Here is a 26,017-nt window from a genome sequence, read left to right as displayed (position 1 = left end):
CGTCATCATCCATGTGGCTGCATTCATTCTCCTACCAAGCTCTACTATATTGCACAGGACTATCGATCTCAACACGTAATTGTTTCGCTGCTGTTTTAGCCCAATAAGGATCTCTTAATAATTCTCGACCTATAAATATAAGATCTGCTCTTTCATTCTTAAGAATCTCCTCAGCTTGCAATCCATTTACGATCAAACCTACCGCACCTGTAGCCATCTTTCCTTCATTTCTAATTTGATCAGCATATTTCACCTGATACCCAGGATAAGCATCGATGGAAGCAGGAACAATACCTCCAGAACTGCAATCCACTAAATCCACGCCCTGCTCTTTCATTTCTTTAGCATAATAAATAAAATCACTTGGCGTATTGCCACCTGCTGTATAATCATTCGCAGAAATACGAACGATAAGCGGTCCTTCCCATTCTTCTTTTATTACTTCTATCACCTGAGATAAAAATCGATAACGATTTTCTTTACTCCCTCCATATTCGTCAGTCCTCTGATTAGTTAATGGAGATAAAAAACTACTTATTAAATAACCATGAGCACCATGAATTTCAATTACATCAAACCCTGCTTCCTCAGCTCTTCGAGCACCTTCTTGAAAAGCTTGAATCGTTTCTTGTATTTGATTAAGAGACATCGTTTGAGGTGTTCTCATTTCATCATTAAATGGGATAGATGAAGGTGCAATGATGTTGCCCTCTACTTCCGCTTTGCGTCCAGCATGTGCTAATTGAATGCCAATCTTACTTCCATGTACATGAGTCATCTCAGTTAGTTGTTTTAATCCTTCAATTTGTTCATCATTCCATATTCCTAAATCATATGGCGAGATCCTACCTTGAGGATCTATAGCTGTAGCTTCTACGATAATTAAACCAACCTGTCCAACCGCACGGCTAGTATAGTGGGTAAGGTGCCAATCCATCACTTTCCCATCTTCATTTACACACGAATACATACACATTGGTGACATTACAATGCGATTTTTTAAAGTTACATTTTTTATAGTGTAATTAGAAAATAATTTCTTTGTCATGATTAACATCTCCTGTATTTGATCTTTCAAAATATAATTCACTCATCATACTGATATTATTACCCTCATTTTAGCATTTTGCAATCTCCTCTTACCATTCAAATGAAATAACAATCATAAGCATCGTTTCATAACATATCCTTTAATAAATTGATTGACACTATGTCATTGACATTATATCATTTAAAATATAGTCATTCATTTCCAACTATATTGGGAGGGATTAATATTATGAGTAGTTATTCTCCTGAGCCTTATAAAATCAAAATGGTGGAGCCGATCCGCCTTATTTCTAAAGAAGAACGAATCAAAAAAATGGAGCAAGCAGGATATAATCCTTTTTTATTAAGAAGTGAAGATGTGTACATTGATCTGTTGACGGACAGCGGTACAGGTGCAATGAGTGATAGACAGTGGGCAGGTCTAATGTTAGGCGATGAATCCTACGCTGGCAGCAAAAACTTCTATCATCTTGAACAAACCGTACAAGAGCTTACTGGTTATCAATTTGTAATACCTACTCATCAAGGGCGGGGAGCTGAGCAAGTGCTTTTTCCGCAATTGGTTCAAAAAAAAGGGCAGGCAGTGCTAGGCAATATGCACTTTGACACAACAAAAGCACACATCGAGCTTAATCATGCAAAAGCAGTAAATCTAGTTATAGATGAAGCATATGATACTTCGCTCTACCACCCATTTAAAGGAAATTTTGATCTAGACAAATTAGAATTTTATATTAAAAAACATGGAAAAGAAGAGATAGCGTTTATTTTAATCACTGTGACTTGTAATAGTGCCGGTGGTCAGCCTGTTTCTATGCACAACATAAGGGAAGTTTCTAAGATTGGAAAAGCCAACAATATCCCTGTCTTTTTTGATGCAGCAAGATTTGCAGAAAATGCTTATTTTATAAAAAAACGAGAACCAGGATATGAACATAAATCCATTCATGAGATCATACGTGAGATGTTCTCTTACGGAGATGGACTAACGATGAGTGCAAAAAAAGATGGGCTTGTGAATATTGGAGGCCTACTTGCCATTCATAAAGATAAGGAATTATTTGAACAGTGCAGGTCTCTAATTGTACCTCTTGAGGGATTTCCAACCTATGGAGGATTGGCTGGAAGAGACATGGAAGCCCTTTCTATAGGTTTACATGAAGTAGTAGAGCTCGATTACCTTGAGCATCGTATTCACCAAGTTCAAATGCTTGGAAACTTACTAAAAAATAAAGGTATCCCAACACAGGAACCTATCGGAGGTCACGCTGTATTTATAGATGCACAAAAGTTTTTGCCGCACATTCCAAAACATCAATATCCAGCTCATGCACTTGCAGTCCAGCTCTATATTGAAAGTGGAATACGAAGTGTTGAAATCGGTTCTCTTTTATTCGGAAGAGATGCGAAAACAAATGAAGATGGCTTATCGCCACTTGAATTGTTAAGATTAACCATTCCTAGAAGGGTATATACAGATAACCATATTAGATATATTGCTGACGGATTAATAGATTTGTTTCAAAACAGAGAGCAAATTCAGGGTGTCGCTTTTACTTATGAAGCAAAAATTTTAAGACATTTCACCTCTCGTTTTAAACTAATAGAAACGACATCCTTGAAACATGTTAATCAATCTCCAACTACACAGGTTTAAGGTATAAAGAGCGCAAAGCGTCACAAGCGCTCTTTTTTATTCTTTTTTACATTCCACCTCATAGATAAGAGTCCAAGCAACTCATTAAATTATACATAAAATATTGTTATATTTGGAGTTCAAATTCCACATTAATATATTTCACTTTGTAACCTAATGATTGATATAAAGCAATTGCATTCTTATTGTGACCTAATACACAAAGCGTAGCCGTTTCTTTTCCTTTTTCTTTAAGGAATTTTAGCGCCTGTGTAACTACAGCTTTTGCAATTCCCCTCCTTCTCCAACTAGGGAGCACAAAAATGCTTTCTGTAGCCGCACCGTTTTCTCCTATACCCCAAGTCATTACACTTCCTACTACCTTATCCCCATCAAAAGCAGTAAAAGTATCCCATTCTGGTCCCCCTTTGAACCATTGCAAACGGTGAATACTCCATGCTAACCCATCCAAATCTCCTTCAGCTTCTGCTTTAAGATACTGCTGTTGTTCAGCAATTGTTTCCATTTCCCAATTCTTTATTTTAATTTGATCGGGCAAAGGGAAATAAGGGATCTTTTCATTAAGATCTCGTTCCATAATCATATGATTCTTTTCGGAAACAAAACCTTTTGACAGATAATAATCCATTTCTTCACTATTATCCGATGAAATATAATGTTTAAGAGAAACTTTTCTATTAGGATATTGTTTTCTTAAAACATACGCTCTTTCTATCAATGTTTTTATAAGTCTGTCTTTTAATTCAAGTGGATAAGTGAGGGTGTCATTGAATGACATGTTTAATATCAAAGAATAAACACGAGTATCCTCAGTGAAGTTATTTTCTACTTTATCTATTAACCCCCATGATTGATCTGCTTCTAAATGGCCAACACCACAAATTTCATTAATTTCGTTTACTACACAATATATATTATCTACTGTAAAGTCTTTATTATAAAGATATGATAACTCTAAAATTTTATTAAAATGTCCAATTTGTTCTGCATCTTCATGTGTATAATTTCTAATTTCATATTTTTCTGTCACTAGCACTATTTAATTAACCCCTTTTCAAATTATATTCTACTTTCAACTTTTTCTTATCATGTATTTTTACATTTTTTACATACCGTCAAGGTATCGCCGTTTTTCACAGCAGAATAAAGTAATTGAATTCTTTTTTGACAATTGACTTTCCTCCTAACGCAGTCCTATTTGATCGTTTCTATAATGAAACACTTCACGAAGTATCATTTTCATTTCATCCATTGCTGTTTGCTCTAACTCCTTAATCCCCATCATCATTCCAGCCATTTCAGAAGCATTATCTTCAGGTATCAGAACTGTCTTATCTACATTTACTATATAATTTTTAGTCGCACCATTTAATATATTTGTTATTTGCTCATATAATTTCACTATGTTTTGTAGTTCATTCCAATCTACTTGTAGTTCAATTAAGTATTGTAAGATCTCTTTTTTAATCCTTGATAACCAAAATAGTACCTCTGCAGCGCCTTCAAAGTCATAATCCTTATTTATAAAAGCATTTGCAAGAAAATCATAAGCTCTCTTCCCACATCCATATTCATTATACGGAAGAATACTTTCGTGCGATTCCCACTTATACGTAGCTTGAACAAGTGATTCTTTATAAATATCTGAGGACACCATCTCTAACCTCTTACCAAAAAATTGAACAAACCAATAAGGATAACCCTTTAACCCAAAATCATTTTTTTTAATATAAATTTTATCTTCATGCCACTTACATATAAACGTTTGAGATAGTTTGTCGTAAGCTACAACAGAAACAAACTCCCCATTCCATATCACAGGGTAATATCCTTTTTCTAATGAGTCTAGTATTAACTGGCACATATAATCTCTATAATGTGGAAATAATGGCTGATCTGCATACCAGCATCCAACTCGATTATATATGCCTAAAAAATCACAAGAAAGCCAATGCTCAGAACTCCAATTGTATACAAATATACCTTCTGAAGAAATTCTCTGATCTACTTGAAAGCGAAAGGAATTAGTAGTCATTCCAGCAAGCAGAGATTTTGAACCTGAGAATAAGTTCGATTTTGTCAAAGATTCATATAAAGCGTCCACATATTGTGATTTCAAGATCATGTTATTCTCATCCTCTCTCATCTTGTCGGACCTGTTCCCCACCTTGGGACCCAAGGATATGAATTTGGAAAAGTAGAGGTCACCTTTTTTAGTTCTTTAATCGCTTTCTCCTCCATATTCATCGCTTCTTTAAGACCTCTAATTAATTCAAAGGTATCATCATGCTTCAATCTTCTAAATTCCTCATACAAAGAGCTTAATTTCAAGTATATTTTACATGCAGAAGATACTTGAGGTATCATCCCTTGAACTTCGTTCATATAGGAAGTAATCTCACACTTAGACTGTATGGCAGCCGAAAGAATATATGCAGCTCCCCTTTGATCAAACTTTCCACATTCAAGTGCATTAATCCAATATTGAATACCTAGTCTTCCAGAAGCTATACTAGTATCAGGAGGTGTTTTATGAGAAGTTTCCCACTCCATAATTGCTGTTTGAAGTGACATTTGGATAGCTTCTCTATCGCTCACATCTGCTTTCCCCGTAACGATATGTACATACCAAAATGGTGTAATATTCAAACCGAAGTTATCATAAAGAACAACCTTTTCCTCTTCATCCAATCCATTTGTATAAAAGAAGATTTGTTCCTCATCATCATAACCGTGGATCACACAAAATTCCGGCTCCCAAAAAATAACCGCAATGCCCTTATCTATTGATTGTTTGATTTTAAAAATAGCAGCTTCTTGGTACAAAGGAAATGTAGGATGTCTAGTATACCCAGCAAATGAATTAGATAGAATGCCCACATTCTCCATGCCCTCATGATGTTCTGCTTCCCATTGCCCATAGGATGTAACAGATAAGGGCAATAATTCACGATGAACGCAAAATTTAAAAGCCATGCCTGATTTACCAGATAACATATATTTGGGTTCCTTATATAAATTTGCTGCTAAGAGCACCGCATGTAAACAGTCGATAAAGGATTTAGATTCCCGTATCAACTTTATGTTGGAAACAGCTTTTTTCATTTCAACCCCCCTCCTTTTTATTTAACTTTCAGTTGAAATTATAAAAATCCCCACTGAAAGCAAGATTCTCTTTATCATACAATTAGTGGTATGACACAAAATGTCATACCACTAAAAACTCTAACCGAAAGCAAGATTCTTTTTATAATTTTTTTAAGATATTGCTGCACCTTTGTTGAAGCTGCTCCTTCAACCATCTTGGGGATTCAATAGATTTCCATTCTTTTTCAAATAACAAAGATAGGAATGCATCATGATCAAAAAATTGAATCTCATAAACATGATTTTCATCCACTTTCTTTGCATGAAATCCATACCATGACTCTTCCTTTAATTGTTCTTTTAGTTTGATCCGTGCTAGGAATGGTTTACGTTGAATAGAATGATTATTACCTATAACTCGATTCTGAATTTCTCCCGTTAAACCAGGTATATCTTGTTCATTTTCTTGTCTAACATGAACCTTACTAATGTTTTTTAAAGGGAATTGTTTTTCCTTTTCAACTGAAACATTCATGAAAAGATAGTCTTCACCATACCGATACATAAGACGAGTTGGATAACCAACAACAGTTTCAATTCTATTCCCATCTTGAAGGATCAGTTCAACCATCTTCTTCTCTTTTATAGCAGTTGTAAGAATGCTTAACATTTGAAGAAGCACAGAGTTATATTCAAACATTGGCAGTCGTTCAATTGATTGCTCGGGTTCACTTTGGATACCACTTAATTGTCTGAAAAGATGAGATAGTCTGCTTACATTTTTCCCTGTATTACTTATATTTACCTGCTCATATCTATAAGATAGAAATTGGAGTACTTCCCGCTCCTCTTCTGTTAAATAAATATTTGGTAAAATATATGTATCATCTGTATATTCGTATCCTCTATGTTTTGCTACATATCTCAAAGGCGCTCTCATAGATGAAGTCATATATTCAATATCTCTGTGTGCTTGTCTAGTAGAAATCTCAAACTTTTCTGCTAAAGACTTGCTGTTCGGATATTTGTTCAACCTGACTCGTTGATCAAACCAGATGATCCGATGGTGATTGCTCAGAAAATCATCTCCTTCATACTCTTTTTCATTCTATTATACTTCATGTACAAAATGTAAAAGAGGCAGTTCAAGTTCCCGAAAAGAACTAATGAACGCCTCTTTTATTATATAGTAACGATGAGAATGTTGCTTTTATGTGTGAGTTCTTATGTTACATTTCTACAAGGACCGCACCCCATGCATATACACTTTCTATCGTTCCATTGTAAGTACCGGGCCATAATACGACGGTCACACCTTGATCACCATTTTGACTTAGATCTAATGGTTCATCCAATGTGATTTTATAATACTGCCATTCCGTTGTTATATCTACTTTTTCAGCTATGGAATCACTATTATCTCTATTCTGTATTTTGATTTGGGCTTCATGGTTTTGATCTGCTTTCAACCAGACCCCAAAAGTGTATATTTTACCTTCTGGACTTACTTCTACCGTTTGTTGTACTGCTTTATTAAGCTCGTGTTGTATTAATTTCTGTACCGTTTCTTCCCCAAATGGTGCATTTACATCAGTTTCTTCAACAACTAAACCATTGTTGACCTTCCAATCCAAAAAGTCATTAGGTGATTGTATCAAGTTCATTTCTGATAAACTAGCACCCCAAGCATAAACACTATCCGTTGTTCCATTGTAAGCACCTGGCCATAACACTACAGTAACACCTTCATCCCCATCTTGACTTAGATCTAATGGTTCATCCAATGTGATTTTATAATACTGCCAGTTTGTTGTTACCTCCACTTTTGTAGCTCTGGAGTCACTATTATCTCTATTTTGTATTTTTAGCTGGGCTTCATGATCCTGATCTGCTTTTAACCATATTCCAAAGGAAAATAATTTCCCTTCAGGATTCACATCCATCGTTTGCTGTACACCTTTATTGACTTCTTGAGGTATTAAATTTTGAACAGTGCCTTCTCCAAAAGGATTACTTATTTGTGTTTCTTCAACAATTAATCCATTCTGCACATTCCAATTTAAAAAGTCATTAGGTGATTGAATCAGATTTAAATCAGACTCTAAGTTTGAATCATCTGAGTTATCAACAACCTCTTCTGTATCTGGCATACTGTTTTCTTCATCAGAAGACTCATCTACAACCTCTTCTTCTATAGCTGGTTGATTATCCTCTTCTACAACTGGGTTCTCGTTTTGTTGTTCATCTTCTCCTTGGATGATTAAAACAGATGATGTTGTATCGTTAGAAATTAGATCATCCGTAAAATAAGTATCATTTTCAGTAAATGTTTGTGATACACCTTCAAAGTTGTCATGTTCATATAATGTAGCTGTGTAATCTCCAACAATTTTTATAGAAGATAACCTGTTATCTCCATCTATTGTTGTATATAGTCCTATCTCTTCTGCATCTGAATCTGATATATTGTTAAAAGCCTCATAGTGAAATCCATTCGTTAAAGTGATATCTGATAGAACTGGATATTCCCCTTCTCCTAATTCAACCCATTCACCAGATTGCGAATTACTATATCTAAATAGATAAACGCCCTCATCTAATGGTTTTATCTTAGCTGAGTTAAATGTACTATCAAGCTCGTTTACTAAACTGCCATCCTCCCTGATCACTTTATTTTCTTCTCCTAGATGTGGATTACTTGTTAAATACGTTTGACCAATATCATGATTGAAATTTTCATACTTATATAGGGAGACTTCATAATCACCGACAATTTTAATAGAAGTTAAAGCTCTGTATGTGATCCCGATTGAATCTAGCGATCTATAATCTCCTATGTCTAACTTAATCCAATCTCCCTTATAATCAGGCTCTTCAAAAAGATATACACCTTCTTCGAGTTTTCTTACCTTTAATGAATCAATCGTGTTATCTAATGAAGCACCTCCATCAAATTGTTCATCACTTAAAGTCTGATCTCTATAGAAAATGGTCGTACTTTGACCTTCAAAATTCGTATTTTCAAACACTTCTGCTGCATAGTCTCCCATCACCCTAATAGAAGAATAGGTAGAAGTAGGAAGGTCTTGATATTCCCCTTCTGCGTAAAATTTATATTTCCCCATATACTGTTCTTCTCTGAAAAAATATACGCCTTCATCGGCTCTGTCCACTTTTACAGATGAAACTACATTATCCCCCATATCATTGCCAAGGTTCTTATCGTTTCCAAAGAGCATTCTAGCATGATCAACATCTCCAAAATCTCGATCAGGATATAATCTTACCCTATAGTCACCGATCACCTTTACTGAAGATAAAACATCATCTTCAAATCCTACATCAGGAAGGTACGGGTACTCCCCTTCATCTAACCTAACCCATTCTCCTCCATAATCCGTATCCTCGAATAGATAAACTCCATTCTCTCTTGGGACGGAATAATTACTGCTAGGCTCTGATTCATATTCATGCTCTCCATCTATCGCCACCTTGGATACACTATAGGTACCTGTTCCTGTTAGAGCCCTTGTATCTTCAAATTCATTGTCATATACTTCAAAAGTTTCTTGATTTTCCTTCCCATCTTCAAAATAGACCTTGTAATAAGTATTTATGTGATATTGACCCTCATCTACAATGGAGAAAGTATGAGGTGATGATGAAATCATTTCTAAATCCACAGGATTAACTGGAATGACTCCTGTTATAGCTTGGGATGGTTGAGATACATATACCCCTTGTTCTGGTGAGCCTGGATACAATAGTTTTGAAGTATATGATACAACAGAATACGTATATTCTCTTCCCGGCACAATACTTCCATCAATAAATGTTGTATCTTCAACATTACTTGTCATACCGATATATTTCCCATCTCGATAAACAGCGTATCCAATCACATTCTCATCTTCAATCGGTTCCCAAGAGATTTCCATTAAACTCTCCTCTGGCATAGGCGTTAATGTGACACCCCATGGTACAAACAATTCATAATCAGTTCCAGCGGGTCTAAAAGGGTCTGGCATTCTTCTTACGATCCCTTTCAATGCTGAGTCTACGTATGTAAATGTTGGATTCACATAAGCAGCGTCATTACTTAGATCGACACCTGCATTACTTTCTAGAGCATCAATAAGCAATTGTAAATTTTGCTCAGGAATAATGGTGAACTTTCTATTTAATTGATACACACCTCCAACACTTGGTATACCAGGTTCAGGTTTATAGTCATGGTTTTTAATGTATCTTTCAGATATTGTAATCGAATTCCCAAAAGTTTCTGTAAGCTCATCACTCCAAGCACGACTAAATGAAGCACTTAATGAACCTAATCCGAACACATCTGCTAACTTTTTCCCAAAACTAATTTCGCCCCCAACCGTCCAAGTCACACCTGTAGATTTAGCAAATTGATACGACTCTTGTTCTTCAATACCTTGCCAAACCGCTTCTGACCAACCAATCGTTGTTCCCTCACCGTCACTATAAAGCTGATCACTTATTAACCTCCACTGTGAATTTAATTGTAGCTTAGAACCTTCTGCTATTTTTGATTCTGCATCAATCAATACGGTTACACTTCCTGTATCCGTAGTTAAACTATTAATCGCATAATAGGCTTTGTTTTTACTAGCATGCTTATGTAATTGAAGCATACGTCCATCGTCTATTAATGTGATGAATGGTTGTCGACCTGATCTATAAAATTTACTTCCATTTGTAAATCCTTCAATTTTTGAACCTTTTAACTTTCCTACTTTCGTATATACATCTTTATCATTTTTTCCTCTATGAGTTTCAATGACTGTCCCGTCGCTAGTAACTGCAACTGAGGGATACTTTCCAGTATCATATTTTTTTCCTTTTAAATCCCAATACATGAGGTTATCATCGGTGAGGTAACCTATACTATAATGTAAATCGGTTTCAGACAGATCGTTATGTGCTTCAATGATCGTGCCGTCTGGAGTCATTGTAACGGAGACATTTTTCCCCTGCTGATTCGTTGATTTATTCTTTTGAAGCCAATTTATATCGTTGCCCGCATTGTTCAATTTCCCAACATTATATTTGATAACATCTCTACCAAACGTATTTTCATCCGAAAAAAACACTACAATTTTTCCTGAGTCATCAACGGCTATAGAAGGTCTTTCTCCTTCAACATTCAGTTTTTTTCCTTTTAAAATCCAATCAATATCCTCACCGTCTACCTTTCCTATGCTATAGTACAGTTTATTCCCTGCTCCAAAAACATAATCGTGATGGACTTCTAGGAAAGTATCATCATTAAGAAACACTACATCTGGTCTTGAGCCTGTATCATATTTCACCCCTTGGGCCCTACCTTTATCTCCGTTCCAAGTATACCAATCTACTGTATCACCCTGTATTTTTCCTAAATTCCAATATAAGTCGTCTTTGTTTTTTGCTCTATGAATCTCAACTACAGTCCCGTTGCTATTTACTGCTGCTTTCGGCATATTTGCATCATCATAATATGTAAAATCATCATCGCCAGGTTTTTCATAGTTGGGAAGTTCAGAGTCTTCCCCTTGAATAATATAACTTGTATCTGGTGAATATATGAAATCATCCACTATATAAGCCAATACAGGATTTTCACTTCCACCTAATTGTTCTTCTGTATTTAAAAAAATATTACTCATGATTGAAAAATTGAGCTGAACATTGGGGATTTCTAAAGGTAAATAATCGGGTAAATCTCCTTCCACAATCCTATTATCTGATACTATTGGAGGTAAACCAGATTCATAAGCATCTAAAGGAATAAGCTCCTCTAACCTTGCTGCATCAACTGGTGCTGGTTCAAAAATAATAACCTGAGTATAATCATCATATTGAATAATTTCATTTCCATTAGTATAAAAGGGAAAAATACTAAATAATATTGCAAATATACTAAATACACTTATTAATCTTTTTCTATTCATGTTTGCTACTTTTAAAAATTTATGCATGATATAACCTCCCAATTAGATCATTGTTAAATCTATTTTATTTTTGTATGCGTTTTCATATATTTATTTATATACCACCTCACATTAAAAAAATATGTATGTTAAGAGATTCGTTGTTATAAAATGATTAAACTTTGAATCTATGAAGAACTTTGCAAACCTATTTAATCATGAGGGGATTATAACAACTAAATCTCGTATTATAGTTAGTTACCAATAACAATATTATACTTCGTTTTGTAATATTTTACAATAGTTATCGGAGTTTTTTGAGAACATTTGTAGTAATTCATTGCGAACAAAAAGAAACCATTTTGAAATAAAGGTTGATCAAAATGGTTTCTAGATTTGAGAATGGAGGAATAATTAGAGTTTCCATATCACTTAGAGGATTATCATCATATCGCATCCCCATAAAATAAGCGAATTCTTCTTCTGTTATGTCAGCTTATTTTCCAGAAACACCCAAAAGTCCTTCAAGTGTGCATTTTGGATTTTCCCAAGACATATTAATTAGTTCTTGCATAAACCCTTCATTTTTTCGCATTGTTCCAAAGCGTTGGAATTTTTTTAAATGCCCTGCTTGTTTTTACTTCTGTAATCCATTTCGGTATCTCCTTGTATTAAATGGAAACAATTTCAAGGAAATTACTCTTTATTTTATCACAGATTAATTCAAATTTACTCGTAGTGTACAATAGCTTATTCCTTTAAATGGTCGTAAATAAAATTCGCCGATTAGCGTGCTTAAGGCGATGTAATAAAAAACACACTCCAAGAAGTGCACCTTACTATTGATGATCAGAACTTTCATGAAAAATAACGTTGTGTTAGACAATATAATCATTTATCTTTTATAATTTTATTAAGGGTATTAGATCAATCACAACTGTCTAAAGCCTTAGCATAATTTAAGAAGTACTGATCATATTGACTTAACTTTTTTCTGTAACATATACATACTCAAGAGTTTTTTTACTTGAATGTCCCAATTTATGGTTGTCATTGAGATTATTGTTGCATTTGTATTCTATATTTATGTTAGAAGAGCTCGTCAATAAACAACAAGTTCACAAAGGAGAGGATTTTTGATGGGAAGTTTTTTTGATGAATTAAATAGTCATCATATTGATTTTATTCAAAATCAAAACATGTTTTTTGTAGGAACAGCTCCATCACAAGAGGGTGAAATTAATGTGTCTCCAAAGGGTTATGATACAATTAAAATATTAGATTCTAATTCTTTGATCTATTTGGACTATAATGGAAGTGGGAATGAAACGGCAATACATATTAATCAAAATGAAAAAATTACTGTGATGTGGTGCAGTTTTGAGAAAAAACCTTTAATATTAAGGGTATATGGACGGGGAGTAGTAATAGGAAAAGAATCAGAGGACTTCAAATTATTACTAAGCAAACATTTTCCAACATATGATTTACGAATTGTCAGACAGTTGTTTTTAATAAATATTAAATCTGTGCAATCTAGCTGTGGTTGGGGTGTGCCATTCATGGAATATGTAAAGGATCGAAACCAATTAGATGATCTTTCCAAAGCAAAATACCAAGTTTGATTCTGTCTAACAAATAGACCTCCAGATTTACATAAAGGATTCGTCGTCGACTCCTCTAGTTGGAGTTTATGTTATATGCCTCATACATTACTTTAAAGGATGAATTCAAATGGAAACGAAAAAATTATCTAAAAGGAAAATACAATCTGCTCAAACTAGAGAAAAATTATTAAATGCAGGAAGAGAAACATTTATCGAGTACGGTTTTCAAAAAACGACCATATCACAAATTATAAAAAAAGCAGAAACAGGTTATGGTACAGCTTATGTGTACTTTAAAAATAAAGATGATATTTTAATTGAACTAATGGAAGATGTTATGGCGAAATTTTATGAAATAGCCAATATGACCTATGAACCAAAATCTAAAGAGGAAGCTTACACTCTAATTGAACAGCAAAGCATTCTTTTTTTGGATATGGCTATCAAAGAGAAATTAATGATGCAGGTGATCGAAGAAGCGATACGATTATCAGACAACGTAAGAACAAAATGGACTGAAATTCGTGAGCAGTTTATTAACCGTATCGGAGAAGACATAGCTTATGCACAGAAAAACGAGCTCGCTCGAAATGATGTTAATTGCTCTATCGTTGCTCGTGCTTGGTTCCATGCAAATGAAGTGTATTTGTGGGAAATTGTGAAGGACAATAACCCCCCTTCAATCAGAGAAATAGTACATAATATAGCATCCATCTATACTGGTGGACTGTATAAATAGTAATGATATGAAGCATAAAAAGGGATGTTTGACACAGACATGTATCTTTGACATCCCCTTCTTTTCTAGGGAAAATTTTATGTGTATTTAGAAGTGGAAAGGGATTATATATTTTGAAAAGATCAGGTTGTATAAAAAAAGGACTTCTATAAAATCAGGGGAGTCCTTAAATAATAAACTTTAATAGAAATTTCAATATAAATTCCCTTAGCTTTCTTTGTATTTGTTTTTCACTTGATCTTTAAGTTCTTTATAATGTTGATTCCTTTTTTCTACTTCTTCTTCTGATGGGTCTGTATTATCCATATTATATTTCCCTTGTTGTAATGCCCAAATACTATACGTTTCATTTGATGCTTCTTTTACTAAGAATAAGATATATTTCCCGCCATTTCTAAGAGGTGTATAATCATCACTAGTTGTAAATGTTTTACCGTTATCTCGAGAATAATAATTTTCATTTACAGTAATTTTTGTGTTTTCTAGTGATTCGTCTCCTTTTATCACGTTTGATACATTAACATTCGTTTCAGTTATTCCTATACCTACACCACCAAATACGTCAGTATCATAAATGTGATTTCTGTCTCCAGTTGGAATTACTTCAACGATTAAATCAACGTTTTCAGAGAGCTGATCAAAACTCCAAGATATATTATAGCCTCTTCCTTCTCGTATAAATTCAGCTGTTGTATAATCATAATCTTCTGATTTTGTAGCAGTTTGATCCGTTGTAATACTATTAGTTTCCTTTGAAGCTTGAATTACATTGTTTTCTGCATAAATATATCCTGATATAACAATACTCAAAGCGGCAACACCAGATAATATTGTTTTTTTATTCATAGTTACCATCCTCATTTCTCTCCTATTTGAGTTTTATCCAAATATCCTGGGTATATCGGAAAAGCGTAGTTTTCAAGACCCCACGCAACCTCTTCAGGGGGGGGGCATTACGCCCATCATTTTGATATAAAAATGTTTTGGCTGGTGTGCCTGGCTCAATATATATTGAGTCATAGGCAGCGTATAACGTAGTAACATAATGGTTGTAATAACTATTTTCCCAATATATACGAAACGGGATACTAGTTGGAATTGTTGCAATAAACTATAGAATGGAATTTATTGCCTTTTATTGAGAATATAAACTAAAATTAATATAGTTGGTAGTGTTATAAAGTAGACTAGGGGCACACCTCGAAAATGCGAATTTAATATGAACACCTAATTCCTCTAATACTTCCCTTTTGGCTCCTTCTTCAGGTGTCTCTCCTTCTTCTATTCCACCACCAGGAAATACATAATAAACTGAATCTTCTCGAACTCTTTTAATAAGTCCAACTTTATTATCTTCAATCAAAACTACTGAACCTCTATTTCTCATATGTAATTCTCCCAATGTTATTTATAACTGACCAAACTAAAACGCCCTTTTACTTAGCTAATTATTCGAACTTAAACAAATAAGACAATCACTTATTCCATGAAGCCCTTAAATTGAAAAGCCGCCCTTCTTCAAGGATTGCGCCATTTTGTTGAAAGCTTAATTTAGAAGTAATCCAAATCCTCAATAATTCAAAAAACTTTTAATGGAATAACAAATTCTACTTTTTCCCTTTTCAGCTAAAGTGTTTGCACATTAATTCTTACTAAATGAATACATCATCCAAAACCCAATATCTTCAAATCCAATTCGCTTATAAAGAACTCCCGCACTCGGATTATCATAAAACAAGCATAATTCTTTCTCTTCCTCTAGCAATTGATTGCAAAGCTTTACCATGCACTGTGTTGCGTATCCTTTTTTCTTATATGCAGCTAAGGTTGCTACACCTACTACCATTGCTGACAGAGAGTTTTCTGCTGCTGTGGATGCCGTGGATACCATTCGTCCATCTTCCTTGATAAAGAACGAACGGGAAACACCTTCTTCTAATCCACGACGCTTACGTTCAACAGTAATGGTAGATTCACTAAATTCAGGAATAGAATTTAGTAATTGAATAAGCTCTTCTGCATCCTCAGGAACTGCTTGTTCTACTATAGAAGTATCTACATCAGTTGTAACTGGAATCATTTTTGTACATTTAGCATAATATGTCTCTCTTTTTCTTTTTAAACGATGACTCAAGTAAGGTTCTAGCTTTTCTGTCACGTCTATTAAACCAGACAACATAGAAAAATCTGGGTCACTCAACATAATTTCAGCAAAACCTTTAGCATTAAAATCCCCTTTGGCATAAGGAATATAGTTTTCTTGGTATTTTAATAGAACAGCAATTAACTCTCCATTATCGCTAAAATCACCCCAAAGCTTTTGAAAATCCTCTTCATATCCATAGGCCTCAATATCACCGAGAATAAATAAGTTTTCAGCTGGTTGTTCCTTTAGGAGTTTGAAACACTGACCATGGTCTTTAACTGTTAATCTTCTAATCATTATGCTCTCCCCCAGTAAGGTTAGAAGATTCTAACCAAAAAGAATATTCCTATATTTTACTTTAAATAGTATGTTTTTGGAAGATTGATTTTTATCATTCAGATTCCAATGTTCATTGAAACAAAATGTATATCGATCGTAATTTCAACTTTTTTACACAACTGTATTACTTTTTAATTTAAATAATAGGATACCTATTACCATAAGTAAATATGGTTTGGATACTTATCAAAAGGCGCTTCTCTTATTAGAGAAAAGCGCCAGAGTGTGGAGATTCAAAAAGTTTGTGAATTTAGAAGTTATAATTTTGAACTCTAATCAACTAAATGTATTTTCCATTCAGGAGTTGATTGGTCGAAATAAATTCCTATCGTTTCAATTTCTTGCTTTTCAATGTTTTTCATAAATACATTAACTAGTAAAAGGTCATTTGGATCTAAATGTGGATTGATAGCTCCTACAAAAACATATGAATCATTCTGTTTAATTAACATTCCAGTATTATCATAATTCATTAGATTAACATCAACATACATTTTTTTAACACTTCTAAATCTTTTTGATTAATTGCATTTATATATTCATCTATTAATTGAATAACATCTTTATCAATTTGTTTATCAACTACAATTTCGTTTTCCTTTATAGACATATATATATCATCTTTTTTGTTTGCATTAACTGACTCAGTTGATTCAATAGATTCTTTATGATTACATCCAATTAATAAAGCTAAGATAGTAATTACAATAGTTAATTTTCTCATACTTAATCCTCTACTCGTTATTTGAAGGATATCTTTTCACAAGATTAACGACGAATATTCATTACCCTTTAATTTAATAGCAATGATTTAGAATCTAATAACATCATGAATTAAGAAGTTTTTATCTATAGTATAAGATCTTTTTTCACTAAACTCATAATCAGGTTCAGTTGATATTCCACTAATAAACAAATCATAGTAATAAGTCCCACTAAGAAGTTCAACTTCTAGATTAGTTGTTAAAAGTTCAAGCTCAATTATAGTATGCGAAGGAGGTGCCCAATAATAATTATCCTCTCTTTTATATCTGCTATTAAATATTTCTTCTGCTATTTTTTTGGTGTAATACTGATTTAAAACACTAATAATTGAATCTTTAGCATCCAAATCAATATTAGAATAATCAATTGGATGTAATGGTTTAAAAATTTCAAACTTCCAACGATCCAATTTAGCAAACCATTTGATGATACGATCTTTCTCTTCACTATGTAATAATTCCAAAGACAGTAATTCAGGCTTTTCAACTGAATTAAGAAGAATTTCTACTTCCTCTTTTGTAAGAATTTTATCTGGCCTTTCTCTAGTAGTGTTAAGTTGAATTTCATCGGTTTCATTTACCCAACGTATGTTAACATCTAGTTCTTCACTAACTGATCGTAAAGGTAAATAAGTTGTATTATTATAAGTAATAGGATAAACTTCTTTCCCATCAAAGATTGGTACCCAAGTTTTTTCATCGATTACAAAGGTAATTGATTTGTTCAAGTAAGCTTCAATCTTTTCATATTGTGTTTCTGCATGAATCCCTATACTAATACAAAAGATGCTAAGTAATAAAAAACTAAGAATAAAACTTATCTTTCTTTTCATTAAATTCACCACTCCATTCTAAAAAATATAAGTTTTTACTTTTTATACTAAATTATTCCTTAAAAGTTGTGTGAATTGGTCTTATTTGGGGATTTTAATATGACCCAAATCATAAAGATATCGGCGCTTCTCTTTAGAGAAATGCGCCAAAATGTTGAAGATCAGTTGAAATTCTATTAGCTTGATATTGATCGATAGAATGAAAAGCTCTTAAACTTATTAATAGGTACACTCCATAAAATATAATGCTTAGAATAATGTCTAGTGCTTGTTACAGCTAACATTATGTTTTGTTATATGTATACCATTATCAAAATCAGCATCGGTTTTGAGTATGTAATTTTTGTTCATGGAATCACCACATGTAGAATTTTTGCTGGATGTAAAAGCAGCCATTCCAATATGAAATGGCTGCTTTTATTAACCCATTAAAGAGCACTGTAATGGAGTAATGCACAATTATATCTGTATATTTAATTAAGCTCAATGCATAAATGTAAAATTTTCAGTTATCTTATTTTGAATCAAAGGACTAGGTTTGGTTAAAAGTGGTGTTGTTCATTTGGTGAAAATATACATTAAGTCTATAGTGACAACACTATATTTCCAATATTATATAAATGAATCTCCACTCTCCTTATCGTGATTACAATAACTTTTCTTTTATTATGTAGGCCACCTCTTGAGCACTTAAATTCGTATTGTTAATTCTAATATAATTTTCCCTAGTAATTTCACCATCGTTAGAATTCAACCTATGCTTCTCATATGTAACTTTTAAATTATTTTCAGACTGTTCAACATTTCTCTTTGTTGGCTTTTTCTCAAGTCGATATGGGGTTGTATTTCTAATTAGTCTCTCTTCAATATCCGCTTCTAGCTCAACAAAATAAATCTCAGCTCCATTTGATTCGAAAATAGAACAAACCTGGTTGATAAAATCCCAATCATTTTGTGAATTAAAAGCCCAAACATACGTAAATATCATGCCATCTTGGTCACTTTTTGCAAATTCATTAAACATTTCATTTCGAAACAGATTTACTAGTTTATTAAATCCTTCCGTTCCAAAATCAAAAAAAGGTTGAACAAGATCAATTGTCATATGATTATGGAACAATTTAAGATCTGTTATTTTTTCCAACTCATATCCTATAGTCATCTTACCTACAGCTTGAGGACCAAATAATATCACTAATTTCATATACTCCACCTTTACCTTTCACTACTTCTGACTTTTTTATAATTCCTTGTTATGTGTATTTGTCCAATCCTTCTCATCTTCTTGCTCTATTTTAAAAGTATAAATACAATGTCCAATCTCATTTAATAGATTATGATCCAGCGTTCAACTCATCCTTTATATACTCAATTAGTTCGTTTAACTTTTTTACAGTTTTCATTGGTGTCACTTTCAAAGATTCATCCCATTTTTGATTTTTATCAACCCAAATTGCTTTCATCCCTGCCTGTGAAGATCCAAATACATCATTTTTAGGGTGATCACCAACAAAAATAGCTTCATGTGGCAATAAATCTAACCGTTGCAACGCTATTTGGAAAATTTGTTGACTTGGTTTTTTTACTCCTGCCTCCTCTGATACGACAATGACATCAAAATAATCTCTTATACTAAGAAGGTCTATTTTTCCGTATTGTATTTGATTTCTCCCATTAGTCACTAAACCTAGTTTATAATTATTTTCTTTACAAACTTCGAGTAATTCAGTAGTATGCTCCATCAGAACTGCACATTGTACATAGTTTGAGAAAAAGAATTCCATTAATTCTTGAAGCTCAGGTTTATACTCCCAAGGCAATACTTCACGCAATTGATTAAATGTATCTTCTTTTTTTGTGTATCCATAATTATCGATCTTTTTTATCATTTGCATGAAACTATTCTTCTCAGATTGAGGCAGTGATTCAAAATATCGTCCTATAAATAATTCTAAAAATTTCTCAAATGTTTTACTTCTGTCCAACAACGTATCATCAAGATCAAAAATAATCCCTTTATGCAAATTGCATTCTCCCCTCACCTATTTATATACTTCTTTCATTATCCCAGAGCTACATCTAAAATCATCATCACAACAAATCCGATCATAAGTCCTAAAGTTGCAAGATCCGTACTTCCTGATGACTGTGAAGTAGGAATTAGCTCCTCTACGACTACAAAAATCATTGCCCCAGCCGCAAATGCAAGTGCATATGGAAGAATAGGTTGAATCATTAAAACAGCACCTGCTCCAATCACTGCTGCAAGGGGTTCAACAATCGCTGACAGCTGTCCATAATGAAAAGCTCTCGACCTTGACATCCCTTCTCCACGTAAAGGAACAGATAACGCTGCTCCTTCTGGCATGTTCTGAATCCCAATTCCAATAGCAAGACCTACAGCACCTATTAATGATGCTTCTCCTAACCCCAAAGAAGCTGCTCCAAATGCAACCCCAATAGCTAATCCCTCAGGAATGTTATGTAAAGTAATTGCTAAGAACAACAACGTTGATTTTTGAAATTGGGTTTCAGGACCTTCTGCTTTTTCATGTTTTTCATTTAAATGAAGATGTGGGACAACAAAGTCCAATAAACGTATGAATAAACCGCCAAGTAAAAAACCAACCGCTGGAGCAAGCCAAGGAATCTGACCATTTTGTTCGCTAAACTCAATCGAAGGTGCTAATAATGACCAGAATGAAGCTGCGATCATCACTCCTGCTGCAAATCCCAACATCATATTTAATACGTGTTTATCTATTTTTTTAAAGAAAAATACAGTTGCAGCCCCCAATGCTGTTAGCCCCCATGTAAAGAGCCCTCCAATTAAAGCTTGTACTGTTGGATTTAATGCACTGAACCATACCAACATGAAACGAACACCCTTTCACTCTGCAATTTAATAATAATATACTATTGTTAACTAATTAGAAGGATTATAACAGATTGAAACCAGATTGAGTAGTAAAAAAAGGAAAACTCGCAAATTAGGCGAGTTTTCCTTACATATAACCATTAAATAGCATATTTTGTGAAATCAATCGAAATAAATGGAGCTTTGTTTTCAAGTCTAACTTGCCTTTCATTCATAAAACCTTGTGTCCAATCATCTAATTTACTTAAATCATGACTTTTATATATTGCAGTATAAAGAATAAATTCTCTCAATTTTAAAAAAAACGGGATTTGTTCAAACCAATTCTCGTCTAAATGGTTTTGTTTAAAATATCCCTCAAAAAAATGCTTTGTGAAGTAATGACTACTTTCTTCATCGACATGTCCGTTCATATTAATTGAACAATAAAAGATTTGTATAGCAATGTCATTCATAAACCAGCTATATGAACTTTCATCAAAATCAAATAAAGTGATTTTCCCATTTTCTATAAAAAAATTACTTCCTAAAATATCTCCATGAATGATCCCGTAAACATCACTGCCTTTTGGTAGTTCATGCAAATCTTCTATTAACTCTTTATAGTTAAATAACACTTTTTCTTGTGATTTTGGAATATACAAATCTGCATTAGATATAAAGTCATTATCATCCCATTCATAACGTTTATTTTTGGGTCTAAATCCTTTTGCAAGTTTGTGCATATACCCCGTTATTTCACCCTGAGCTTTCAAGGCTTCTGGATTCCAATCACTAGGACCTGGTCGATGTCCCGGCGATTTTTCAAAAGAAGTTGCAATAAAGGTTGCATTAGAACACGCTAAAACTTCAACGAATTGATTGTGTACGGAAGGTATTGGTTTGGACACTGATACCCCATTTTCAGACAAATATATAATCCAATCTAATTCAGCCATGATCATATCAACTGACCGATGTGATTCATGTGTAATACGTAAAATGTATGGCTTGCCTTTTAACGAGTATTCAAAAACAAAACTTTGATGTTTTCCTATTAATTTTATTGTATGATATGGAATAGCAAATTTTTCGGCTGCTTCCATTAGAATATGATCATTGAACAGTGAAACGATTCTTTTTTCCATTGTGATCCTCCTATAAATTTAATCTAAGTTATAGGAGAGATTCTTAATCTTACAGTGTGAAGGACAAAAAGAAAATGATTTTTTATTTTTTTCACACCCTCACCTCCTTATAAGTTCTATTTCATCAACTCTGGTTTATTTCAGTTAACCCAGCAACCAAACACTTATTGTATAACTCTGGATCTCTTTTCTTTAACTTATTAACTGTGCTATTCACTGCTTTTTTTACAGTTGGTCTTGAATCATTCATTAAAATATTAAATTGTTCAATCGAATCTTCAATATATTTCATTCCTTCTGCTGAAGAAAATATTTTTGCAATATTCCATCTCACATTTTCATCATCTATACTAATCCAATTGCGAATTCTATCCATTACTTGATGCGGATAGTATTTTAATAAACCATCCCCAATCGCAAAGGCACCAAGGTTCTTTTTTACATAAGAATCTTGGTCACTTAAGAGGGGCTCTACCAGATCAATTAACGAATCAGCAATCTCTTGATTCTTCGATCTACTTACATATTTAACTGCAACAGCTACAGCTCTTCTAACATTGGGTGATTCATCTTTTGTCCAAAGATAGAACCGTGGATAGTACTCCTGAAAGTGATGGACTAATATAATGGAACAAGCACTAGCCACCCACTCTCTAACCTCCCAATGATCACTATCAGCTAATCTGAGCAAAGTATCATTTACTTCCTCTGGATTCAATTCAAAATGCTCAGCTATTAATATCGAACCCATTTCTTCTCCTATAATATCATTTGAATTGGTTAATTGTATACCAAAGTCATATATGGATTTTTTAGTTACTAACAATCTTTTAATCATTTTCAGAGTCTTGTTTTTCACAGCTTGTTTTGGAGTTTCGGCATGGTTAGTAGCTTGTGATTTAAGATTATTTAGAAGAGATTCGACATTATTACTAAGAATAGATTGTTCAAGCTTTTCAAGCTCCATTTATAATCACTTCCCTAACTCATTTTTATTGATTGTTAAATGAAATTCATGTACTCCACATAAGTTGATGTCTTTAGATATATTTAATAAAGCTGAAATGACCACTGCATGACAAACTACTATTACTTTTGAGTAATTCGTATATTTTTTCAAGACACCTCTGGTTCTATTATGTATATTTTCTTTAGTTTCCCAAAGCCTTGTTTCTCCTATTGGATAGCAACCATCATGTTTCTTATAATCATTCCATAATTCTTTTATTTCTTGTACATTTTGTGCTTGCCAACGATCAGGTATCCACTCATGTAAATCAAATTCTACTTGTAATGGTTTCCCTAGAAATCTATTTATTAACGATGCTGTTTGAAGGGATCTGGTATATGGGGATGAGATGATAATTTCACATTCAGATAAATATGGATGTACTTCCATGACTTGTTCTGCTTGTTTCACACCGTTAGCAGTTAGAGGAACAAAATCTCTCATTGCAGCATTAAGCTGACGTTCTTCTTTGAAATCCCAATCAGGTTCACCATGTCTTAATAAGTAAAAAGTAGTCAATGAACATCCCTCTATCTATTAAAAAATGAAATCATTTAGTTCTATTCCCAGCCAAAACTCTCGAACCACATTTGTTTATGGTTTTTTTCAATCGCTTTTCTAATGAAAGAAACCATATCAGTTGGAAGCTTGTCAACTTCAAACCATTTGAGTTCTTCACATTTATCTACTTCAACATTTACGATCTCACCTTGCCATGAATCAACTTTAACATAAAAATCGATCCATTCGTTCTTTATATTATTCCTATGCATTACACCAACCACTTTAACTTCTGTTGAATCTATGATTACTCCTGCTTCCTCTTTGGCTTCTCTAATTGCAGCTGACACTACTTCCTCTCCACCTTCTATTTTTCCTGCCACAATACCCCATTTACCATCTTCAAACCCCGTATTCTTTCTTTTGAGTAATAAAACCTCGTTATCATTTCTATAAAACAATATATGCACAGTACCATAAAATATTGGCTTGATCATATTGACTCCTTACTTCAATCTTTCTAAATATTCTTAAATGCAAATACACTTAAAACTTTATATATTATAAACCCTATCAATGCTCCAAAAGAATTTAATATAATATCATCAATATCAAAGCTGCCTCTTTTCAACACTAGCTGGAGAAGTTCTAAACATGTAATGCTTATTATGAAATTATACATAAATCTAATCAGATTATACTTCAATACGAACGGGACAAATATACCAAATGGTATAAATACACCAATGTTTCCTAATATATTAATAATCCAAATTTCACGATTAAAATGGTCGTAATAATAAAAATATTGCTTGATAGTGCTAAACGGGGTTAAGTTGTAGCTAAAACCCCCACTAACCCCTGTTCTTCCAAAGCCTATAAACATCCAGTAAATTAACACAAATAAATAAAACAGCATCATTATGGCTATGATTCCTCGAAGTATCGTTTTCACTTTTGCATCTCCTATATAAAATCAATCATTATCAGTTCAATGTTATGCTAATAATAGATTAACATTTTTACTTTGACTATAGCTATACATCAAAAATACTATTTTTTTCCTTCTTTCCACTTCATATAAATGGATATAATAATAAATACTAGTGTTAGGAATAATGTTAACGAGAAAGATATAAAAATAGTTGTAAATTCCCCTAAAAAATCTTGAACAAATGTTAATTTAATCTCATCATGTGGTAATATTTCTGTGTCGGTGACTACTCGAAATTCACCACTTTCATTGATAGTAAATTTATACATCGATTCACCTTCGAAATTGTTTAAACTATAAAATGCATTTTGATAACGAGTTAATAATAAATCACTCTGTGTTTCAACATCTACTATTGATATCTGAATTTTGTCTATTACGTGATTATACTTTTGTTGATTGGAGTCATATTCATAAAAAACAGTGTATTCACCTGCTTCTAATAATTCTATATCTTTTTCACCTGGAACTAAAACATAAGGATAACTATCTAAAAATGGCGATAGCAAATTTAATATCGTATATACACAGCCAACAATGAACACGATGACAGCTACAATGATTCCAGTGTACCAAGGTATTTTCTTGGTTTTCATGGTGATCTCCTTTTCTTTAAAATGATACTAATATTCTTTTAATCACTTGTAAAACTAACTTCTTCACTACCTTGAATTAATACATAGTCAAATACATTAGTAAAACCAGATCCTTGAGAATTTGGATTTATTGAAGTTCCATCTAAAACAAATTCTATCATCTTATTCTCATTAGCGTATAGAATGAATGACTTTCTACTATTTAGATCTTCCTCTAATGCAAAAAGTTCCTTCTCTTCGACATTATCACCCCAATATGAAGAGAATGTAATTTTAATGAAAAATTCTTGTTGAATATCACTTAAATTTTCTAAATGAATCTTCCCATTAATGATTGCCTCACTACCTTCAGTTCTATATGAAATACTTTTTTCCTCATGATAACTGTAAACAGCATTTAAATTATCAAAGTAGCTTTTATATAATTTAATTCCATCTTCCCACAAATTACTCATTAAAAGTGGTGTTAAAATTGTAAAAATGATTGCTTTCAATCCAATATTAGTCCTATCTTTTTTTACGGACAAAAGTCCTTTATAACCATAATACATTAAAACCAATAACATTATCCCCGAATAGTAAAAAGTAGAGGAATCGCTTGTATGTATAGGTGGAAATATTCTTTCATGGAACGGAGTTGGATGATTATTTGTATTTCCCATTAATAAAATGCTTAATAAAATTAAAAATATATATTTTAGGTTTTTATTTTTCGTCATAGTTCCCTCTCTTAGTAACATTAAAGCTGAACTAC

At 33.1% G+C, this 26,017-nt stretch carries 24 protein-coding genes and 2 pseudogenes; 3 read left to right on the top strand and 23 right to left on the bottom strand.

What is annotated here, in order from left to right; genetic code table 11:
• Nucleotides 1-31 precede the first annotated feature (31 nt).
• On the bottom strand, nucleotides 32-1,048 hold the full coding sequence (namA, locus tag Q5Y73_RS01980) for an NADPH dehydrogenase NamA (RefSeq protein WP_305990169.1): 1,017 nt from the start codon (nucleotides 1,046-1,048) through the stop codon (nucleotides 32-34).
• A 231-nt stretch (nucleotides 1,049-1,279) separates the two neighbouring features.
• Between namA and Q5Y73_RS01975 the strand changes: the two genes are divergently transcribed.
• The gene (locus tag Q5Y73_RS01975; RefSeq protein ID WP_305990168.1) at nucleotides 1,280-2,707 is read left to right on the top strand and encodes a tryptophanase; all 1,428 of its coding nucleotides are present in this window, start codon (nucleotides 1,280-1,282) and stop codon (nucleotides 2,705-2,707) included.
• Nucleotides 2,708-2,813: 106 nt separating this feature from the next.
• Here the strand turns inward: Q5Y73_RS01975 and Q5Y73_RS01970 are convergent, their stop codons facing one another.
• The 6 genes and pseudogenes from Q5Y73_RS01970 to Q5Y73_RS01945 all read right to left on the bottom strand — a co-directional run.
• A complete protein-coding gene (locus tag Q5Y73_RS01970; RefSeq protein ID WP_305990167.1) occupies nucleotides 2,814-3,743 on the bottom strand; it encodes a GNAT family N-acetyltransferase in 930 nt (309 codons plus the stop codon).
• 147 nt (nucleotides 3,744-3,890) lie between these two features.
• Nucleotides 3,891-4,832, bottom strand: coding sequence for a hypothetical protein (locus Q5Y73_RS01965; protein WP_305990166.1), 942 nt, complete (start codon nucleotides 4,830-4,832; stop codon nucleotides 3,891-3,893).
• A 17-nt stretch (nucleotides 4,833-4,849) separates the two neighbouring features.
• Nucleotides 4,850-5,812, bottom strand: a complete 963-nt coding sequence (locus Q5Y73_RS01960) for a hypothetical protein (protein WP_305990165.1) — start codon at nucleotides 5,810-5,812, stop codon at nucleotides 4,850-4,852.
• Nucleotides 5,813-5,954: 142 nt separating this feature from the next.
• Nucleotides 5,955-6,827 (bottom strand): helix-turn-helix transcriptional regulator, encoded by an 873-nt coding sequence (locus Q5Y73_RS01955; protein ID WP_305990164.1) that lies wholly within the window; start codon nucleotides 6,825-6,827, stop codon nucleotides 5,955-5,957.
• A gap of 196 nt (nucleotides 6,828-7,023) precedes the next feature.
• On the bottom strand, nucleotides 7,024-11,778 hold the full coding sequence (locus tag Q5Y73_RS01950) for a fibronectin type III domain-containing protein (RefSeq protein WP_305990163.1): 4,755 nt from the start codon (nucleotides 11,776-11,778) through the stop codon (nucleotides 7,024-7,026).
• A gap of 289 nt (nucleotides 11,779-12,067) precedes the next feature.
• Nucleotides 12,068-12,371 (bottom strand): annotated as a pseudogene (locus Q5Y73_RS01945) (AraC family transcriptional regulator); the annotation flags it as partial.
• Between the two features lie 498 nt (nucleotides 12,372-12,869).
• Between Q5Y73_RS01945 and Q5Y73_RS01940 the strand changes: the two are divergent.
• Complete coding sequence (locus tag Q5Y73_RS01940; protein WP_305990162.1) at nucleotides 12,870-13,355, top strand: pyridoxamine 5'-phosphate oxidase family protein; 486 nt, start codon at nucleotides 12,870-12,872, stop codon at nucleotides 13,353-13,355.
• Nucleotides 13,356-13,464: 109 nt separating this feature from the next.
• Nucleotides 13,465-14,076: a TetR/AcrR family transcriptional regulator gene (locus Q5Y73_RS01935; RefSeq protein ID WP_305990161.1), complete on the top strand. Its 612-nt coding sequence runs from the start codon at nucleotides 13,465-13,467 to the stop codon at nucleotides 14,074-14,076.
• Between the two features lie 207 nt (nucleotides 14,077-14,283).
• On the opposite strand, the gene Q5Y73_RS01930 is transcribed toward Q5Y73_RS01935, so the two are convergent.
• The 16 genes and pseudogenes from Q5Y73_RS01930 to Q5Y73_RS01855 all read right to left on the bottom strand — a co-directional run bounded on the left by Q5Y73_RS01930 (nucleotide 14,284) and on the right by Q5Y73_RS01855 (nucleotide 25,982).
• Nucleotides 14,284-14,922 (bottom strand): hypothetical protein, encoded by a 639-nt coding sequence (locus Q5Y73_RS01930; protein ID WP_305990160.1) that lies wholly within the window; start codon nucleotides 14,920-14,922, stop codon nucleotides 14,284-14,286.
• A 367-nt stretch (nucleotides 14,923-15,289) separates the two neighbouring features.
• Nucleotides 15,290-15,463, bottom strand: a pseudogene (locus tag Q5Y73_RS01925) (NUDIX domain-containing protein); the annotation flags it as partial.
• 255 nt (nucleotides 15,464-15,718) lie between these two features.
• On the bottom strand, nucleotides 15,719-16,519 hold the full coding sequence (locus Q5Y73_RS01920; protein WP_305990159.1) for a GNAT family N-acetyltransferase: 801 nt from the start codon (nucleotides 16,517-16,519) through the stop codon (nucleotides 15,719-15,721).
• A 314-nt stretch (nucleotides 16,520-16,833) separates the two neighbouring features.
• A complete protein-coding gene (locus tag Q5Y73_RS01915; RefSeq protein WP_305990158.1) occupies nucleotides 16,834-17,034 on the bottom strand; it encodes a hypothetical protein in 201 nt (66 codons plus the stop codon).
• Nucleotides 17,034-17,285 carry a hypothetical protein gene (locus tag Q5Y73_RS01910; protein ID WP_305990157.1) on the bottom strand — a complete coding sequence of 84 codons (252 nt, stop codon included), beginning with the start codon at nucleotides 17,283-17,285 and terminating at the stop codon, nucleotides 17,034-17,036. Before Q5Y73_RS01910 ends, Q5Y73_RS01915 begins: the two co-directional genes overlap by 1 nt.
• A gap of 87 nt (nucleotides 17,286-17,372) precedes the next feature.
• Nucleotides 17,373-18,158 (bottom strand): stalk domain-containing protein, encoded by a 786-nt coding sequence (locus Q5Y73_RS01905; RefSeq protein ID WP_305990156.1) that lies wholly within the window; start codon nucleotides 18,156-18,158, stop codon nucleotides 17,373-17,375.
• 646 nt (nucleotides 18,159-18,804) lie between these two features.
• Nucleotides 18,805-19,362, bottom strand: a complete 558-nt coding sequence (locus tag Q5Y73_RS01900; RefSeq protein WP_305990155.1) for an AAA family ATPase — start codon at nucleotides 19,360-19,362, stop codon at nucleotides 18,805-18,807.
• Nucleotides 19,363-19,492: 130 nt separating this feature from the next.
• On the bottom strand, nucleotides 19,493-20,182 hold the full coding sequence (locus Q5Y73_RS01895) for an HAD family hydrolase (RefSeq protein ID WP_305990154.1): 690 nt from the start codon (nucleotides 20,180-20,182) through the stop codon (nucleotides 19,493-19,495).
• A 38-nt stretch (nucleotides 20,183-20,220) separates the two neighbouring features.
• Nucleotides 20,221-21,033 (bottom strand): ZIP family metal transporter, encoded by an 813-nt coding sequence (locus Q5Y73_RS01890; RefSeq protein ID WP_305990153.1) that lies wholly within the window; start codon nucleotides 21,031-21,033, stop codon nucleotides 20,221-20,223.
• A 143-nt stretch (nucleotides 21,034-21,176) separates the two neighbouring features.
• Nucleotides 21,177-22,163, bottom strand: coding sequence for a phosphotransferase enzyme family protein (locus Q5Y73_RS01885; protein WP_305990152.1), 987 nt, complete (start codon nucleotides 22,161-22,163; stop codon nucleotides 21,177-21,179).
• A 124-nt stretch (nucleotides 22,164-22,287) separates the two neighbouring features.
• Nucleotides 22,288-23,130, bottom strand: coding sequence for a HEAT repeat domain-containing protein (locus Q5Y73_RS01880; RefSeq protein WP_305990151.1), 843 nt, complete (start codon nucleotides 23,128-23,130; stop codon nucleotides 22,288-22,290).
• A gap of 6 nt (nucleotides 23,131-23,136) precedes the next feature.
• Complete coding sequence (locus tag Q5Y73_RS01875) at nucleotides 23,137-23,691, bottom strand: histidine phosphatase family protein (protein ID WP_305990150.1); 555 nt, start codon at nucleotides 23,689-23,691, stop codon at nucleotides 23,137-23,139.
• A gap of 41 nt (nucleotides 23,692-23,732) precedes the next feature.
• Nucleotides 23,733-24,170, bottom strand: a complete 438-nt coding sequence (locus tag Q5Y73_RS01870; RefSeq protein ID WP_305990149.1) for an NUDIX hydrolase — start codon at nucleotides 24,168-24,170, stop codon at nucleotides 23,733-23,735.
• 23 nt (nucleotides 24,171-24,193) lie between these two features.
• Nucleotides 24,194-24,628 carry a VanZ family protein gene (locus tag Q5Y73_RS01865; protein ID WP_305990148.1) on the bottom strand — a complete coding sequence of 145 codons (435 nt, stop codon included), beginning with the start codon at nucleotides 24,626-24,628 and terminating at the stop codon, nucleotides 24,194-24,196.
• 98 nt (nucleotides 24,629-24,726) lie between these two features.
• Nucleotides 24,727-25,263, bottom strand: a complete 537-nt coding sequence (locus tag Q5Y73_RS01860) for a hypothetical protein (protein WP_305990147.1) — start codon at nucleotides 25,261-25,263, stop codon at nucleotides 24,727-24,729.
• A 38-nt stretch (nucleotides 25,264-25,301) separates the two neighbouring features.
• On the bottom strand, nucleotides 25,302-25,982 hold the full coding sequence (locus Q5Y73_RS01855; RefSeq protein WP_305990146.1) for a hypothetical protein: 681 nt from the start codon (nucleotides 25,980-25,982) through the stop codon (nucleotides 25,302-25,304).
• Nucleotides 25,983-26,017: the final 35 nt, after the last annotated feature.

Origin of the sequence: Chengkuizengella axinellae, from assembly GCF_030730905.1 — a bacterium.
Classification (GTDB): domain Bacteria; phylum Bacillota; class Bacilli; order Paenibacillales; family KCTC-33759; genus Chengkuizengella; species Chengkuizengella axinellae.
Note: the sequence above shows the minus strand (reverse complement) of the source record. Positions and strands in the feature narration are given on the sequence as shown.

Excerpts from the sequence above, each read along its gene's own strand:
- namA (WP_305990169.1), bottom strand. The coding sequence starts at position 1,048 with ATGACAAAGAAATTATTTTCTAATTACACTATAAAAAATGTAACTTTA.
- Q5Y73_RS01975 (WP_305990168.1), top strand. The coding sequence starts at position 1,280 with ATGAGTAGTTATTCTCCTGAGCCTTATAAAATCAAAATGGTGGAGCCG.
- Q5Y73_RS01965 (WP_305990166.1), bottom strand. The coding sequence starts at position 4,832 with ATGATCTTGAAATCACAATATGTGGACGCTTTATATGAATCTTTGACA.
- Q5Y73_RS01960 (WP_305990165.1), bottom strand. The coding sequence starts at position 5,812 with ATGAAAAAAGCTGTTTCCAACATAAAGTTGATACGGGAATCTAAATCC.
- Q5Y73_RS01950 (WP_305990163.1), bottom strand. The coding sequence starts at position 11,778 with ATGCATAAATTTTTAAAAGTAGCAAACATGAATAGAAAAAGATTAATA.
- Q5Y73_RS01940 (WP_305990162.1), top strand. The coding sequence starts at position 12,870 with ATGGGAAGTTTTTTTGATGAATTAAATAGTCATCATATTGATTTTATT.
- Q5Y73_RS01935 (WP_305990161.1), top strand. The coding sequence starts at position 13,465 with ATGGAAACGAAAAAATTATCTAAAAGGAAAATACAATCTGCTCAAACT.
- Q5Y73_RS01930 (WP_305990160.1), bottom strand. The coding sequence starts at position 14,922 with ATGAATAAAAAAACAATATTATCTGGTGTTGCCGCTTTGAGTATTGTT.
- Q5Y73_RS01920 (WP_305990159.1), bottom strand. The coding sequence starts at position 16,519 with ATGATTAGAAGATTAACAGTTAAAGACCATGGTCAGTGTTTCAAACTC.
- Q5Y73_RS01915 (WP_305990158.1), bottom strand. The coding sequence starts at position 17,034 with ATGAATTATGATAATACTGGAATGTTAATTAAACAGAATGATTCATAT.
- Q5Y73_RS01910 (WP_305990157.1), bottom strand. The coding sequence starts at position 17,285 with ATGAGAAAATTAACTATTGTAATTACTATCTTAGCTTTATTAATTGGA.
- Q5Y73_RS01905 (WP_305990156.1), bottom strand. The coding sequence starts at position 18,158 with ATGAAAAGAAAGATAAGTTTTATTCTTAGTTTTTTATTACTTAGCATC.
- Q5Y73_RS01900 (WP_305990155.1), bottom strand. The coding sequence starts at position 19,362 with ATGAAATTAGTGATATTATTTGGTCCTCAAGCTGTAGGTAAGATGACT.
- Q5Y73_RS01890 (WP_305990153.1), bottom strand. The coding sequence starts at position 21,033 with ATGTTGGTATGGTTCAGTGCATTAAATCCAACAGTACAAGCTTTAATT.
- Q5Y73_RS01885 (WP_305990152.1), bottom strand. The coding sequence starts at position 22,163 with ATGGAAAAAAGAATCGTTTCACTGTTCAATGATCATATTCTAATGGAA.
- Q5Y73_RS01880 (WP_305990151.1), bottom strand. The coding sequence starts at position 23,130 with ATGGAGCTTGAAAAGCTTGAACAATCTATTCTTAGTAATAATGTCGAA.
- Q5Y73_RS01870 (WP_305990149.1), bottom strand. The coding sequence starts at position 24,170 with ATGATCAAGCCAATATTTTATGGTACTGTGCATATATTGTTTTATAGA.
- Q5Y73_RS01860 (WP_305990147.1), bottom strand. The coding sequence starts at position 25,263 with ATGAAAACCAAGAAAATACCTTGGTACACTGGAATCATTGTAGCTGTC.
- Q5Y73_RS01855 (WP_305990146.1), bottom strand. The coding sequence starts at position 25,982 with ATGACGAAAAATAAAAACCTAAAATATATATTTTTAATTTTATTAAGC.